Annotated in this window: 15 protein-coding genes and 1 tRNA gene; 6 read left to right on the top strand and 10 right to left on the bottom strand. The window is 49.0% G+C overall.

The features are described 5' to 3' along the window. Positions 1 to 6 precede the first annotated feature (6 nt). From NGM62_RS02330 to NGM62_RS02345, 4 genes are all read right to left on the bottom strand, one after another. Positions 7 to 954 (bottom strand): CdaR family protein, encoded by a 948-nt coding sequence (locus NGM62_RS02330; RefSeq protein WP_262245580.1) that lies wholly within the window; start codon positions 952 to 954, stop codon positions 7 to 9. 117 nt (positions 955 to 1,071) lie between these two features. Beyond that, complete coding sequence (locus NGM62_RS02335) at positions 1,072 to 3,342, bottom strand: aconitate hydratase (protein WP_262245581.1); 2,271 nt, start codon at positions 3,340 to 3,342, stop codon at positions 1,072 to 1,074. Between the two features lie 173 nt (positions 3,343 to 3,515). Continuing rightward, the gene (gene rpe / locus NGM62_RS02340; RefSeq protein WP_262245582.1) at positions 3,516 to 4,196 is read right to left on the bottom strand and encodes a ribulose-phosphate 3-epimerase; all 681 of its coding nucleotides are present in this window, start codon (positions 4,194 to 4,196) and stop codon (positions 3,516 to 3,518) included. A gap of 68 nt (positions 4,197 to 4,264) precedes the next feature. Further along, positions 4,265 to 4,474, bottom strand: a complete 210-nt coding sequence (locus NGM62_RS02345; RefSeq protein WP_262245583.1) for a hypothetical protein — start codon at positions 4,472 to 4,474, stop codon at positions 4,265 to 4,267. 247 nt (positions 4,475 to 4,721) lie between these two features. Between NGM62_RS02345 and NGM62_RS02350 the strand changes: the two genes are divergently transcribed. From NGM62_RS02350 to NGM62_RS02370, 5 genes are all read left to right on the top strand, one after another. Continuing rightward, positions 4,722 to 6,791, top strand: a complete 2,070-nt coding sequence (locus NGM62_RS02350) for an HD family phosphohydrolase (protein WP_262245584.1) — start codon at positions 4,722 to 4,724, stop codon at positions 6,789 to 6,791. A 78-nt stretch (positions 6,792 to 6,869) separates the two neighbouring features. After that, positions 6,870 to 6,959, top strand: a tRNA-Ser gene (locus NGM62_RS02355). A gap of 216 nt (positions 6,960 to 7,175) precedes the next feature. Continuing rightward, positions 7,176 to 7,394, top strand: a complete 219-nt coding sequence (locus NGM62_RS02360) for a hypothetical protein (protein ID WP_262245585.1) — start codon at positions 7,176 to 7,178, stop codon at positions 7,392 to 7,394. Beyond that, positions 7,394 to 7,801 (top strand): putative toxin-antitoxin system toxin component, PIN family, encoded by a 408-nt coding sequence (locus NGM62_RS02365; protein ID WP_262245586.1) that lies wholly within the window; start codon positions 7,394 to 7,396, stop codon positions 7,799 to 7,801. The genes NGM62_RS02360 and NGM62_RS02365 overlap by 1 nt, the downstream gene beginning before the upstream one ends. 212 nt (positions 7,802 to 8,013) lie before the next feature. Then, positions 8,014 to 8,277, top strand: coding sequence for a DUF5670 family protein (locus NGM62_RS02370; protein WP_262245587.1), 264 nt, complete (start codon positions 8,014 to 8,016; stop codon positions 8,275 to 8,277). A 2-nt stretch (positions 8,278 to 8,279) separates the two neighbouring features. Here NGM62_RS02370 and NGM62_RS02375 read toward each other — a convergent pair whose 3' ends face one another. The 3 genes from NGM62_RS02375 to NGM62_RS02385 form a co-directional block, all read right to left on the bottom strand. Next, a complete protein-coding gene (locus NGM62_RS02375; RefSeq protein ID WP_262245588.1) occupies positions 8,280 to 8,588 on the bottom strand; it encodes a DUF3467 domain-containing protein in 309 nt (102 codons plus the stop codon). 78 nt (positions 8,589 to 8,666) lie between these two features. Beyond that, complete coding sequence (locus NGM62_RS02380) at positions 8,667 to 9,398, bottom strand: YoaK family protein (protein ID WP_262245589.1); 732 nt, start codon at positions 9,396 to 9,398, stop codon at positions 8,667 to 8,669. Positions 9,399 to 9,423: 25 nt separating this feature from the next. Then, positions 9,424 to 10,539 carry a M42 family metallopeptidase gene (locus NGM62_RS02385; RefSeq protein ID WP_262245590.1) on the bottom strand — a complete coding sequence of 372 codons (1,116 nt, stop codon included), beginning with the start codon at positions 10,537 to 10,539 and terminating at the stop codon, positions 9,424 to 9,426. Positions 10,540 to 10,710: 171 nt separating this feature from the next. Between NGM62_RS02385 and NGM62_RS02390 the strand changes: the two genes are divergently transcribed. Then, positions 10,711 to 10,854 (top strand): hypothetical protein, encoded by a 144-nt coding sequence (locus NGM62_RS02390; RefSeq protein ID WP_262245591.1) that lies wholly within the window; start codon positions 10,711 to 10,713, stop codon positions 10,852 to 10,854. 3 nt (positions 10,855 to 10,857) lie between these two features. Here the strand turns inward: NGM62_RS02390 and NGM62_RS02395 are convergent, their stop codons facing one another. Genes NGM62_RS02395 through NGM62_RS02405 form a run of 3 tightly spaced genes read right to left on the bottom strand, consistent with a single transcriptional unit; the run spans position 10,858 to position 13,568 of the window. Beyond that, complete coding sequence (locus NGM62_RS02395) at positions 10,858 to 11,466, bottom strand: TlpA family protein disulfide reductase (RefSeq protein WP_262245592.1); 609 nt, start codon at positions 11,464 to 11,466, stop codon at positions 10,858 to 10,860. A 58-nt stretch (positions 11,467 to 11,524) separates the two neighbouring features. After that, entirely contained in the window at positions 11,525 to 12,394 is an 870-nt protein-coding gene (locus NGM62_RS02400; RefSeq protein ID WP_262245593.1) for a TIGR02757 family protein, read from the bottom strand. 22 nt (positions 12,395 to 12,416) lie between these two features. Continuing rightward, positions 12,417 to 13,568, bottom strand: a complete 1,152-nt coding sequence (locus NGM62_RS02405; protein ID WP_262245594.1) for a cystathionine gamma-synthase — start codon at positions 13,566 to 13,568, stop codon at positions 12,417 to 12,419. Positions 13,569 to 13,735: the final 167 nt, after the last annotated feature.

Consider the following 13,735-nt stretch of genomic DNA (forward strand, 5'->3'; position numbering starts at 1 on the left):
TTACTACTACCGCCTAACGAAAAAATCAACATTCTGTGGCTCGACTTTGACGAGCTTACAAAACTCGGGTATCCGGGTGATGATAACCGGCAGGTTCTTGATATCATTATCCACCCAATCGTCCATGTTGACCACCGCTTCAAATGTGCCTGCGGTCACTTTGGTAAAATCTCGCAACGACACCATAACCGTGAGCTGTACCTTACCGGGAAGTAACTTCACCGAACTGAACTGATTGCCGTTCTCGACCTTCAATGGCACTTCCAATATCTTTTCGGTTACCTCCCCCACGGGGATGTCAACTTCAACAGAAGTTGGATACACATTGATATTTGCACGTTGATTATGCTTCAGGTATGCAATAGTGCGTATACTGTTGTCTACATTCGATGCACGGATGGTGTCTGTTTCCCACTCTTCGATTTGCACCACATCCTCTAACGGACCGGTAATGGTGACGTATTCAGGCGATATGCTCAACTCGTCGATAATTGCGTATTGTTTCTTGAATTGTAAGCGATGCAACGCCTTTACCGGCACTTTCCGCTCCGTCTGTTTAGAAAAATCGAAATACAGGGTATCCGGCGATACGGAAACCACCCGCTTGTTGGCTGGGAACTGCCGATTCACAAAACCCAACTGGCTTGTAAACACCACCCAATTCCGGTTGCGGAGCCCACTCAAGTCGACCTGTATCGTTGGTGTAGACGATTGGAATGTTGCGAAAAGCAGTTGCCACCCTGTGGCCTCTAACTGTACACTCACTGTGTCAGACTGCAATGGGTGGAACGCTCTATTGTCCGGTGCATTCACGTATTGCATTCCCGCTTTGACGGTATACACGTAATTACTGGATATGGCAAACAGCGCCCACGCTAAAAAAGAAAAAATGACACATTTCGCGAAAATGCTCAGTTTGCGCCGTTGCGCTTTGTTTAAATTCAATATAGGCATGCCAAACAACAAACTTAGCAAAAGTTGCTTTTATTCACAAAACAAAAAGAATGGCATCAAAAAGGCCGCCCAGCGGTATTCCACGGGCGGCCGTTGCTTAGTTTAGTTAGAAGGTGGTTACCCGATCGCCTCGCCTTGGCGTATGATATTCAGCGCACCGCCGGCTTTGAACCATTCGATCTGCTGGGCGTTGTAACTGTGGTTTACCAATATATGGTCTGCGGTACCGTCAGCGTGGTGTGCAACCACCGTCAGCGGTGTGTCGGGTGCAAACTCGGTAAGTCCCAGGATATCGAGTGTATCATCTTCCTGAATTTTATCGTAATCGGCCTTGTCGGCAAAAGTCAGGGCAAGCATACCTTGTTTCTTCAGGTTGGTCTCGTGGATACGCGCAAACGATTTGACCAACACCGCACGGACCCCCAGGTGGCGTGGCTCCATGGCAGCGTGTTCACGCGATGACCCTTCGCCATAGTTCTCGTCACCCACGACGATCGTACCAATACCGGCGGCCTTATAGCTCCGTTGTGTGGCCGGAACCGGCCCATACGCACCTGTCAGTTGATTTTTCACCGAGTCTGTTTTCTCATTAAAGAAGTTGACTGCTCCGATGAGTAAATTATTGGAAATATTATCGAGGTGTCCACGATACTTCAGCCATGGGCCGGCCATCGAAATATGGTCGGTGGTACATTTACCTTTAGCCTTGATGAGCAGCTTCAACCCGGTTAAGTCGGTCCCTTCCCACGCAGGGAATGGGTCGAGCAGCTGCAAGCGGTCTGACGTCGGGGAGACCACGACTTCAACCTTCTTTCCATCTGCCGCAGGCGCCTGGTATCCCGGATCTTCTACGTCAAATCCTTTCTTCGGAAGCTCGTCGCCCGCCGGCGGATCCAATTTCACCGCCTCACCGCGGTCGTTGATCAGCGTGTCGGTTATCGGGTTGAAAGATAAGTCACCCGCAATCGCAATAGCCGCCACCAGTTCAGGCGACGCTACGAACGCATACGTATTGGGATTACCATCTGCCCTTTTCGCAAAATTACGGTTGAACGAATGGACGATGGTGTTCTTTTCTGCTTTTTCTGCACCCACACGTGCCCACATACCGATACAGGGTCCGCACGCGTTGGTGAATATCGTTGCATCCAGATCGGTGAATGTTTCGAGTAAGCCATCCCGGTCGGCAGTATAACGCACCTGCTCCGAGCCAGGATTGATTCCGAATTCGGCTTTTGTTGCCAACCCTTTGTCTACCGCCTGCTTAGCGATGGATGCTGCACGCGAGAGGTCTTCATAAGAAGAGTTTGTACATGAGCCGATGAGCCCCCATTCTACCTTCAATGGCCAGCCGTTCTTGGCGGCTTCCTCTTTCATCTTTGATACCGGCGTGGCCAAGTCGGGTGTGAAAGGGCCGTTCAGGTGTGGCTCCAATTCAGACAGGTTGATTTCAATCACCTGATCGAAATAGCGTTCCGGATCGGCATACACCTCGGGGTCTGCCGTGAGATGTTCCCTGATAGCGTTGGCCGCATCGGCCACATCCGCACGGTTGGTTGCCCGCAGGTAGCGCTCCATCGACTCGTCATAACCGAAGGTCGACGTGGTAGCACCTATCTCTGCTCCCATGTTACAGATAGTACCTTTACCCGTGCACGACATCGACCGAGCACCTTCGCCGAAATATTCAACTACACATCCCGTCCCCCCTTTTACCGTGAGGATACCCGCTACCTTCAGGATGACGTCTTTGGGTGCCGTCCAGCCGTTGAGCTTACCGGTCAACTTGATGCCGATCAATTTCGGAAACTTGAGCTCCCAAGGCAATCCGGCCATCACGTCGCACGCATCCGCACCGCCTACTCCGATGGCAAGCATACCCAAACCTCCGGCATTGACAGTGTGCGAATCGGTACCGATCATCATCCCGCCCGGGAATGCATAGTTCTCCAACACCACTTGGTGGATGATGCCCGCACCGGGTTTCCAGAAACCGATACCGTATTTATTGGATACGGAAGCGAGGAAATCAAACACCTCCCGGCTTTCGGTAGTCGCCACTTCCAAGTCCTTCTCCGCCCCTTCCTTGGCGCGGATTAAATGGTCACAATGCACTGTAGAAGGCACTGCCACGCGGGGCCTTCCGGCCTGCATGAACTGCAACAGCGCCATTTGGGCCGTTGCGTCTTGCATCGCTACGCGGTCGGGGGCAAAATCCACATAAGATTCGCCACGCTCGTATGCCTGGGCGGCGGCGCCGTCCCACAGGTGGGCGTATAAAATTTTCTCAGTCAGGGTCAGAGGCCTATCCACCACCTTACGGGCAGCGGCAATCCGTTCGCCGTATTGCGAATAGACCTTCTTAATCATATCAATATCAAATGCCATCTATCTAATAATATTTTAAAAATAACATAAGCAGCAACAGCGGGCTATGAAATACCGCTATTTCTAAATTTGTTGCGAATTTACAAAAAAAAGACCGCATCTCTAAGGCCGCCCGGCCGGGCAACCAATTTGGAAATATTCCAAACAACTCAACTGTTCCACCACCCGGTGAGTCACACCGAAATCAGGTCTGGGGAGATTTTCTTAAGTTCCGCGATGGCCTGCGTCGGGTTTTTTGCGGAAAAGACCGCATTGCCTGCCACCAGTATGTCAGCACCGGCTTTAAGGAGGGCCAATGCATTGTGGCTGCTCACGCCACCATCCACCTCGATGAGCAGGCTGTCGTTGCGACCGGCTGCCATCTCACGCAACTCCATTATTTTCCGATAAGTCGATTCGATAAAATTCTGCCCCCCAAATCCCGGGTTGACCGACATGATGAGCACCAGGTCCACATCCTCCACAACCTCATACAAATGCGACACGGGCGTACCCGGATTGATTGCCACGCCAGCGGTGCACCCTAACTCTTGGATAGATTGCACGGTACGGTTCAGGTGTGTACAGGCTTCCGCATGAACGGTGATGTTGTCGGCGCCGATTGCTTGGAACTGCTCGATATACCGATCGGGTTCTACGATCATCAAGTGTACATCGAGCGGCTTCTTGGCATAATGTGCAATGGATGCGAGCACCGGGAATCCAAACGAAATATTGGGTACGAAAACCCCATCCATGATATCCACATGGAACCAATCCGCCTCACTTTGATTGACCATTGCTATATCGTCATAGAGATGGGCGAAATCTGCCGATAATACGGACGGTGCAACGAGGTGCTTACGTTTGGACATATTGCTTCTTTTCCGCAAAGATAGCGAATTGCTCACGATTCCTTACCAAGGAAGGTGCCATTTCCATTTTATTTGTCAGCAAGGGAGTCGAAACGTTCAGCCAACTCGTACGAACGGGGCCCGGCTGTTTGGGAAAGCCGGGGATGTGCCTTCGCATCAAGCAGACGTCCCGCAAATAGGATATTCAATAACTGTCTAACTTGCTTGTAATCAAATTCAGATTTGGCCAATGTAATCAGATAGGCGCTGTCCGTGATTTCGATGTTTGATGTTGTCATGATATACCAATTTTTATTCTGTTAGGAAAGGTACCCTTCGATTGATAACCTATCATTACCCATATTTTATCTTATTATTAAAAACTATCCGGCCGGCGTTGATGGCTTTTAGCCTCGTTTTGCTACCTTTGCTGCATACGCACTGGATTGTTGACCCTGTATAAATACATTGGATGTGGCGAGGTTAAAAATCAGATATAAATCAACCGACACCAAGGGAAATTACTCTTACGTATTAAAGTATGGGATGATACTAACCAGTATCGTTCTGATTGCCATGCTTTTACCAAAGCAGCCTCGGTTCAGGTATGAGTATGAGAAAGGCAAGGTGTGGATGCATGAGGATTTGGTATCGCCGTATAACTTTGCCATACTGAAAACCCAAGCCGAACTTGATAAAGACAGAGAAAGTGTACTGCGGTCGGTACACCCTGTTTACAATCACCAGCCACAGGTAGCCGAGCAGGAACTCTCCCGGTTCGAGGCCGACTTACCGGAGAAGTGGCAAGCGGGCGGGTTGGATACGCTCGATGAGAATATGGCCGCTTATGAACAAGCGGGCAAGCAGTTGCTGGCAGAAATCTATAAACGGGGCGTGATTGCGCTCAACAACAAATTCCAGGGCGACCGCACGAACTACAATTTCACACTGCTTACGGATAATATAGCCAAGCAGGTAAATACGGCGAGTGTATTTACTACCGAAACTGCATTGGAACACATCAAAAAAGCAATCGGAAGGCGGTCGGCCATCAAGCAGAAGGACTGGCTGGCTGATGTGCTCGGCGACTATATCCAGGTGAATCATCTGTTCAACGAATCGCTCACCTCCAAACTGGAAGGGGATGCGTTAGCGACAATCTCCACCACGCGCGGTATGGTACAACGTGGCGAGCTCATCGTGGCGAACGGGACCACCGTCAATAACGAAACTTTCCAAAAGATAGAATCACTCAGAAAAGCCTATGAAGAAGAGGCCCGCATCGGCGGTAACCGCACGTTACTGCTGTTGGGGCAGTTTCTCGTAGTAGCGCTGATGGTATCGCTGCTTTTTGTGTTCGTGTACCTTTTCCGTAAAGATATCTATCACAACAACAGGCTGATCCTCCTCATTCTCATCGTCATTACGGGTATGCTGGCGGTTTTATCGTGGGCTATTACCATCAAATTACCCAGCCTCTATTATATCCCCTATTGCATCGTTCCGGTCATTGTGCGCGTGTTGTTCGACACCCGGCTAGCGCTAAACATCCACTTGCTCATGGTACTGCTGGCCGCATTTTTCGTACCCAATGGTTTCGAATTTGTTTTCTTGCAGTTTTCTACCGGTATGGTTGCCATATACAGCATCAAAACGTTGATAAAGCGGGAACAATTCCTGATTTCGTCGGCCATTATCTTAGCCACTTATCTGGTGGGTTATATCGGTATGGGACTGATGCGCAATGGGTCGTTCAGCAACCTGTATTGGTCTGATCTCACCCCGTTTATATTCAGCGTATTGCTCACCCTACTCGCCTACCCACTTATCTACGCCGTCGAGCGTGTATTTGGCATCATCTCAGACGTCACGTTAATGGAGCTGACCAACAGCAACTCCAAGTTGCTGCGCGAGCTTTCCTACAAAGCCCCGGGCACCTTCCAACACTCCATGCAGGTAGCCAACCTGGCCGAGGCTGCCATCTACCAGATTGGTGGCAATACATTACTGGTGCGTGCCGGCGCGCTCTACCACGACATCGGTAAAATGTCGAACCCCCAATATTTTATAGAGAACCAGACAAAGGGGTACAATCCGCACGATAGCTTATCGTTTGAGCAAAGCGCCCAGATTATCATCTCACATGTAGCCAAGGGTGTAGAGTTGGCCAAAAAGAATCAGCTCCCGGAGGTAATCATCGACTTCATCCGTACCCACCACGGCACCACGCGGGTAGACTATTTCTACCAATCGTACATCAAATCTTTCCCCGAAAAGCTGGTAGACGAGGACATGTTCCATTACCCGGGGCCTATCCCCTTCTCTCGCGAAACCGCGGTATTGATGATGGCCGACTCGGTCGAGGCTGCATCACGGAGCCTGAAAGAGCCTACCGCCCAAGGGCTCAACGACGTCGTCGATAAGATCATCGAGTCAAAAATGAATCAGAAGCAGTTTATCAACAGCAACATTACGTTGAAGGATATCACCACCGTAAGTGAGATATTCAAGGAGATGCTGAAAAGTATCTACCACGTGCGCATCGACTACGAGGCGGGTAAGAAAAACGTTCCTGCCCCCAAAACAGATTCGTCGGTAGCCGGCACTACCAATTAAAGGTTATGAAATTGTTTTTTTGGCCCGCAAAGGTTTCCGAAATTCGTTTTTTTGTATTACGTTTGCAGGCGCAAATCCGGTGAGGTGCCTGAGTGGCCGAAAGGAACAGTTTGCTAAACTGTCGTACTGGAAACGGTACCGAGGGTTCGAATCCCTCCCTCACCGCCAAGGCAAATCAATGCGGACAGTCAACCGGATTGTCAATCAAATTGGATTTTTATTTTATGAGCCACCCTATCGGGGTGGCTTTTATTCTTTTGGTCCATTTTACCTTATGATTTCTTATATTATGCCAGCACTGTTGTTTTTCAATGGTTGGCATGAAATCGATAAAGTTGCTTTTGTGTGCAACTTTATCTAAGTTTGTGTTTGAAAGGATTTGATATGGCCACCGTGTTAAAATCACATACCGGATTGAACGAGATACAACTTACCTTATTGAAGCTGTTTAATCGCCCCATGTCCGACCAGGAAATCGTCGAATTGCGGGATGTATTGGTTGAGCATTATGATAAACTGCTAAAGGAGGAAGTTGCCAAAGTCGTTGCTGAAAAAGGGTATACCCACAAGGATTTCGAAAAAATGCTGAATAGCGACAGTTGATGCGGATAGTTATCGATACCAATTGTTTGCTTGTTTCCATCCCGCCCCAAAGTGAATTTTATTGGCTATATGAAGCTTTTAAAAGCAAACGTTTCGAGTGGGTTATCCGCAATGAAATCATAATGGAATACGAAGAACAGCTCACTGCCCGGTATTCAGGTAACACCGCTGCACTTGTGTTAAGTATTCTCACCTCCGCAGCCAATGCGACATTTGCCGAACCTCATTTCAAATGGCAATTGATAACCAGTGATCCAGACGACAACAAGTTTGCAGATTTGGCGATTTCCGAAAACGCAGATTATTTGGTTTCGAACGACAAGCACTTTAACGACTTGAAAGCCGTTGACTTTCCTAATGTCAGGGTGATCGACATTTATGAATTTAAGTGTATTTTAGGGGTGTAGTCAGCGGGACACGTTATTAAATTTTGTCCGAATCTTTTATGATTTCATCCACAACCTTCAAAATTACCTCAAGGTGTTCTAACTGAATCTCCTCTTCCCCGCCAGCCAAAACGAAGCCCGACGAAAGTGGGGTTTTTCTGTTGAGTAGGATGAGCCAAACTTGCTTGAGTAAACCCCGTAAATAGCAAATAGCAAACACATGAGCACAGCGAATGGCTTCATTTTGGTTGAAGCCATCCCCAAAAGGGGAGCTCATCGGTAAAAAAATTATCGAAACAAAAGCGGCACTTCGGTGTTTTCTTCTAAAAAATCAAAAAGAAATGAGAAGTTTCCTCTTCACGTTAGCTGTCGTCCTTTTAATCGGCTGGGGGATAGGAGTTTTTTTCTATGCACTCAAAGGACTATTCAACATCGTTATTTTATTGGCTGCGATTGCATTTATTGTCGCGATCTTCAACAAATCGCCAAAGACGTAAGCTTAGGCTTGTGCGGTAGGGCCACCGAAATTCAAAGGGAATGGTGGCTCATCTCGGGTATCGATTTTACCGTTCGCCACTTCATATTTGGCCACATTGTCTTCTAGCGCATGGAGCAGGCGCTTGGCGTGCTCGGGCGTAAGGATAATCCGCGATTTCACCTTGGCTTTGGGGATCCCCGGCATGACACGTATAAAATCAAGCACAAACTCGGTATTTGAGTGGGTTATGATCGCCAAATTTGAGTAGGTGCCTTCAGCGATGTCTTCAGCGAGTTCAATATTCAGTTGGTTTTCTTTCTTATCTGCCATGATTTGAAGCTTACATATAACGCTTGTGCCGTTACGCACACCCGCAAATGTGCAAAGAAATTTACAATTTTGCATCATTTATCGGCCAAAGCCTTGGTAGCGGTGCCTTATCCGTAGATACCCCAACCGGAATACATCAAAGAAAATAGTGGCCACAATAAGGGCTGCCGGAATCAGAAAGGCATAATAAAGGTACCGCTCGAAGAAAATTGCCCCCAGCACCCCTCCTATCAGGAAAAATAAAATGATATTGGCTTGTAACACGATCCGCTGCCGCAATCCCTTTGTCAACCGGAACTGCGCCCGGATGGCCCTGGATAGCGAGATACCGAAGTCTGTCATTATCCCGGTCAAATGGGTGGTCCGGACTACCGACCTTGAGATCACTGTTACCAGCGCATTCTGCATACCCATTACAAACAGCAGGCTGCACGCGATGTAATTATTCCGGACAGTGTCAATGCCAGATGCGCTATCTTGGAACGCAATGATAAGAAGCACCGTAAACTCTATAAATAAAGGCACCGTATAAACGTACCGTTTATGTTTTCCCATAAAACTGGTGTACCAGCCGGAAAAAATGGCACCTCCAAGGAAAAGGCATAGCCAGCCCAGCGCAATCGCAACTGCGGTTATATCACCATTTGCCGCATCGATAGCCATAGTGGCCGCATGGCCGGTGATATTCGTAGTAAGAATAGAAAATGCAAGTAGTCCCGCAGCATTCACAAAGCCCGCCACAAGGCAAAGCAGTACAGCCAGCCGAAGGTTATGCCTGTAAGTACGCCGCTGACCTGTATGACGCAACATATCTTATAAGATAGGCATTTTTATGCTAATGTGCAAACGTTCTAAAATCGTGGTCCGATTCTATCGCCAACAAGGTCTCGTAAATCAGGCGGATAACGTTGTCGACATCCTCTTTATGGATCATCTCCACCGTGGTATGCATATAACGCAGCGGCAGTGAAATCAATACAGAAGGCACCCCTTCGTTCGAATAGGCAAACGCATCCGTATCCGTACCTGTCCACCGGGAGGAAGCCTGCCGCTGGAATGGGATGCCATATTTTAACGCCGTGTCTACCAACAGCTTATTGAAATTGATCTGTACAGAAGGCGCATACGATACCACCGGGCCTTTGCCGCATGCGAGGTCGCCCTGCGTCACCTTATTAATCATCGGGGTCTGTGTATCGTGCGTCACGTCGGTTACAATCGCTAAATCGGGCTTTATACGGTGGGCAATCATTTCGGCACCGCGTAGACCGATCTCCTCCTGCACCGAATTGACAATATACAGGCCGAAGGGCAATTTCTTCTTGTTTTCCTTCAGCAATCGGGCCACCTCCGCCACCATGAAGCCACCTGCCCTATTGTCGAGCGCACGGCCTACGTAATAGCGGTCGTTCAGCACCATGAATTCGTCTTCATAGGTCACCACACAACCGACATGAATACCCAGGGCTTCGACCTCTTCCTTGCTGGTGCAGCCACAGTCCAGGAAAATGTTCTTCAATGTCGGACTCTCTTCCTTCTCTCCAGACCTGGTGTGTATGGCGGGCCACCCGAATACCGCTTTTACCGTACCCTTGTCCGTATGGATATTTACGCGTTTTGACGGGGCTATCTGGTGGTCAGACCCACCGTTTCTGATAACGTAAATCAAACCGTCTTTAGTGATGTAGTTCACAAACCAAGAGATTTCGTCCGCATGGGCTTCAATGACCACTTTAAAATCAGCCTTCGGGTTGATAACAGCCACAGCGGTCCCGTAAGCATCGGTAAACGTTTCGTCTACATAAGGTTTCAGGTAGTCTAACCACAACCGCTGCCCTTTCCACTCAAAACCGGTGGGTGAAGGATTGTTGATGTAAGTCTCAAAAAACCGGAGCGACGACGGGGTGACAACCGGGATATGCTTCTTCTCTTCTTTCTTTGTTTTGGCCATGTTATTTTTGAGATATAAGGTTACTTTATACTATGTAATTATCACTTGCATATCGCCACAACTTTGCCTAAGTTTAATGGTATCTATGCATAGGACCAATAATGGACAGGCAAAATTACAAAATAATTGCTGCTATTGTGATGACTACCGGTCAATAGAAATACGCCGAACATGAAAAAAGAATTGTTCAAACTAGTGGTCAAACTCAACAATAAACTATTGCCACGCTACGCGGGCAAGGATCCCGCAAAACTGTCGAAGGTCCAACGGGCCGTGTTGGGTTTCCGGTATTGGGCACTCATCAACTCCCTTTGATACTCATTCAGCAATAAGCGAATCGATGAAATCAGCCACCTCCGGCCGGCTGTAATCCGCCATACCCTCGTGTCGTGCCGCAATCTCCCCCCGCTTATCCAGTATCACCGTGGTGGGGATAGCACTACTCAACCAGTGGCCGGGAATATCACCGGCAGGCACATGGACCGGGAGGTTCAGATTGCGGTCTATCATGAATTGCTTGGACTTCTCATACTGGCTATCCACATCAGCCATCACGAATACGATGTTATCGTTATCTTTATACTGTTGGTACAATTTATCGATAGATGGCATTTCTGCGATACAGGGCGGACACCACGTAGCCCAGAAGTTGATAAACACCACTTTACCCTCTTGGTTAGCTGCATCGATCCGGTTCCCGTCGCCATCCGCGAAAAACACCGACGGTTTAGACGGTATCGCGTCCGTTGTTTCTTCCGCAGCGACATCGCCATTATCGGCTGCGATCCGTTCCAGGTCAGGTTTAAACAGGCCGATTTTCATCAGTCCGCGACTAACCCATGCTTTCGTGTCTGGGCTGACAATCAGCAGGACCACGAACAAACCCAGAATAATGGATACAATGGTTGAAATTTTAATTTTCTTCATATTCAATCGACTCACGAACTAAAGGAGCAAAGGTAGGCAAAAAAAGCATTCATCATGGCTAGAGTTCACCGGCCACCCCCAGTCCAAATAACGCGAAATCATACTTCACCGGATCGGTGGCATCGAGCCGCCGAAGGTTATCGGTAAGCTCACACGCGGTCTTCCAATCGGATTGCTTGCGTTGAATCAGGCCCAACTTACGTGCCACCCGCTCCACATGGACGTCGCATGGACACACGAGCTGCGATGGCTTGAATTGGTTCCATAAACCGAAGTCAACGCCGCAGTTATCCCGCCGCACCATCCAACGCAGAAACATATTCAACCGCTTGCATGCCGAATTCCGGGCTGGCGAGCTGATGTGCTTACGTGTACGTGCCGGATGCTCGGGCAGGGAAAAGAAGTAGCTCTGGAAATGATTCAATGTAGAGGTCATGTCCACCTCCCTGCCATTGCCGTGCAGCTTGCCGAGATAGCATGCCGGTGACGACAGTGACGCGTCACCGGCCCCCGCCATAAAATCATCCAGGTACTCGCTTCTGAATTCGGACTGCGCACCGGCAGGCACAAACGCCGTTTCCAAGGAAAGGTCACGGCTATAGTGGTCACGGAAAAAACGGACGAAATACAGCAAATCGGTATCGTTAAACGTGCGGTGCTTGAACCCCTCCAGTTGCTTCAGATCGAGTTCACTATGGCCGGTTACGAAATCAAAAGGCTCACCGTCCATCCTGTCGATAAGCTCCATACACTTATTGATGATGGTTTTCCGCTGACCCCACGCCAGTACCGCGGCGAAAAAACCCATGATCTCGATGTCCTGCTTACGGGTGAACCGATGCGGGATACATATCGGGTCGCCGTCGATAAATTCGGGGCGGTTGTATTCATCCACTTTCCGGTCGAGAAAGTCTTTCAGTGAGTTCATCAAATCTACTGTTGTTCATTCGTTAACCGGCCGAAAGCGCCTGCTCCAGATCGGCCAATAGGTCATCGATATCTTCCACACCCACGCTGATCCGGATCAGGTTGTCTACCACCCCTACCCGCTCCCGCACTTCTTTCGGTATGGAGCCGTGCGTCATGGTAGCCGGATGGTTAATCAACGACTCCACGCCACCCAATGACTCTGCCAGTGTAAACACCTTGAACGAGGAAGCGACTTTGAATGTCTCATGCAGCCCAGCATCCTTCAACACAATGGAAACCATCCCACCGAAGTCGCGCATCTGCCTTTTGGCGACAGCATGCCCGGGGTGGTCTTCAAATCCGGGCCAATAGATTTTCGCAACCTTTCCGTGGCCCTTGAGGTACTCGGCTACCTTCCGGCCGTTCTCGCAGTGCGCCTTCATACGCAAGTGCAGGGTTTTAATACCCCGCAACACCAGGAAACTGTCTTGTGGCCCCGGTGTACCACCACATGCGTTGTAGTAAAAAAACAGTTCGTCATACAGCGCCTTGTCATTCACCACCAATGCGCCCATCACCACATCAGAGTGCCCCCCGATGTATTTGGTCACTGAGTGCATAACGATGTCTGCCCCCAAATCCAACGGATTTTGCAGGTACGGCGACGCAAACGTATTATCTACCGCAAAAAGGACGTCGGCTTCTTTAGCTATGCGGCTTATTGCCTCGATATCGGCCAATTTCAGTGTGGGGTTTGTCGGTGTTTCCACCCAAATTAAGCGGGTATTGCCGTTTATTTTTTCGGCGATACGCTCCGGATCGGCGGTATCCACGAAGTGGAACTTAATACCATAATGTTCAAATACTTTCGTGAAGATACGGTAAGAGCCGCCGTAGAGGTCGTCTCCGGTGATTACCTCATCACCCGGTCTAAGCAGCTTGAGCACAGTTTCGGTAGCAGCCATACCACTCGAGAACGCCAATCCGTAGGTACCATTCTCCAACGCCGCAATGCAGTCTTCCAGTGCTTTGCGGGTAGGGTTTGTCCCGCGCGAGTATTCATAACCCTGGTGATTGCCCGGCGCGACCTGCCAATAGGTCGACGTCTGGTATATCGGTGTCATCACTGCACCGGTTGTCGGGTCAGGCTGCTGTCCCGCATGAATGGCCTTCGTTGCAAATTTATATCCCATAGTATCCAGAATTTTCATGATTCAATCATTCCGCCACGCGGCTTTTGAAAGGTAAGATAGCGGCCTCAATTGAAATAAACAATCAAGGTCTCCCTATCACAAACTTAGATAAACTTGCATATAAAAGCAAGTTTATCTAGGGCAGCATATAAAATGTAAGCAAATGC

This window comes from Parapedobacter soli (assembly GCF_025460835.1).
In the GTDB taxonomy this organism is placed as follows: domain Bacteria; phylum Bacteroidota; class Bacteroidia; order Sphingobacteriales; family Sphingobacteriaceae; genus Parapedobacter; species Parapedobacter soli.

Bases quoted from the DNA above. Each gene is read 5' to 3' on its own strand.
- NGM62_RS02330 (WP_262245580.1), bottom strand. From the start codon at position 954: ATGCCTATATTGAATTTAAACAAAGCGCAACGGCGCAAACTGAGCATT.
- NGM62_RS02335 (WP_262245581.1), bottom strand. From the start codon at position 3,342: ATGGCATTTGATATTGATATGATTAAGAAGGTCTATTCGCAATACGGC.
- rpe (WP_262245582.1), bottom strand. From the start codon at position 4,196: ATGTCCAAACGTAAGCACCTCGTTGCACCGTCCGTATTATCGGCAGAT.
- NGM62_RS02345 (WP_262245583.1), bottom strand. From the start codon at position 4,474: ATGACAACATCAAACATCGAAATCACGGACAGCGCCTATCTGATTACA.
- NGM62_RS02350 (WP_262245584.1), top strand. From the start codon at position 4,722: ATGATACTAACCAGTATCGTTCTGATTGCCATGCTTTTACCAAAGCAG.
- NGM62_RS02360 (WP_262245585.1), top strand. From the start codon at position 7,176: ATGGCCACCGTGTTAAAATCACATACCGGATTGAACGAGATACAACTT.
- NGM62_RS02365 (WP_262245586.1), top strand. From the start codon at position 7,394: ATGCGGATAGTTATCGATACCAATTGTTTGCTTGTTTCCATCCCGCCC.
- NGM62_RS02370 (WP_262245587.1), top strand. From the start codon at position 8,014: ATGGCTTCATTTTGGTTGAAGCCATCCCCAAAAGGGGAGCTCATCGGT.
- NGM62_RS02375 (WP_262245588.1), bottom strand. From the start codon at position 8,588: ATGGCAGATAAGAAAGAAAACCAACTGAATATTGAACTCGCTGAAGAC.
- NGM62_RS02380 (WP_262245589.1), bottom strand. From the start codon at position 9,398: ATGTTGCGTCATACAGGTCAGCGGCGTACTTACAGGCATAACCTTCGG.
- NGM62_RS02385 (WP_262245590.1), bottom strand. From the start codon at position 10,539: ATGGCCAAAACAAAGAAAGAAGAGAAGAAGCATATCCCGGTTGTCACC.
- NGM62_RS02390 (WP_262245591.1), top strand. From the start codon at position 10,711: ATGAAAAAAGAATTGTTCAAACTAGTGGTCAAACTCAACAATAAACTA.
- NGM62_RS02395 (WP_262245592.1), bottom strand. From the start codon at position 11,466: ATGAAGAAAATTAAAATTTCAACCATTGTATCCATTATTCTGGGTTTG.
- NGM62_RS02400 (WP_262245593.1), bottom strand. From the start codon at position 12,394: ATGAACTCACTGAAAGACTTTCTCGACCGGAAAGTGGATGAATACAAC.
- NGM62_RS02405 (WP_262245594.1), bottom strand. From the start codon at position 13,568: ATGGGATATAAATTTGCAACGAAGGCCATTCATGCGGGACAGCAGCCT.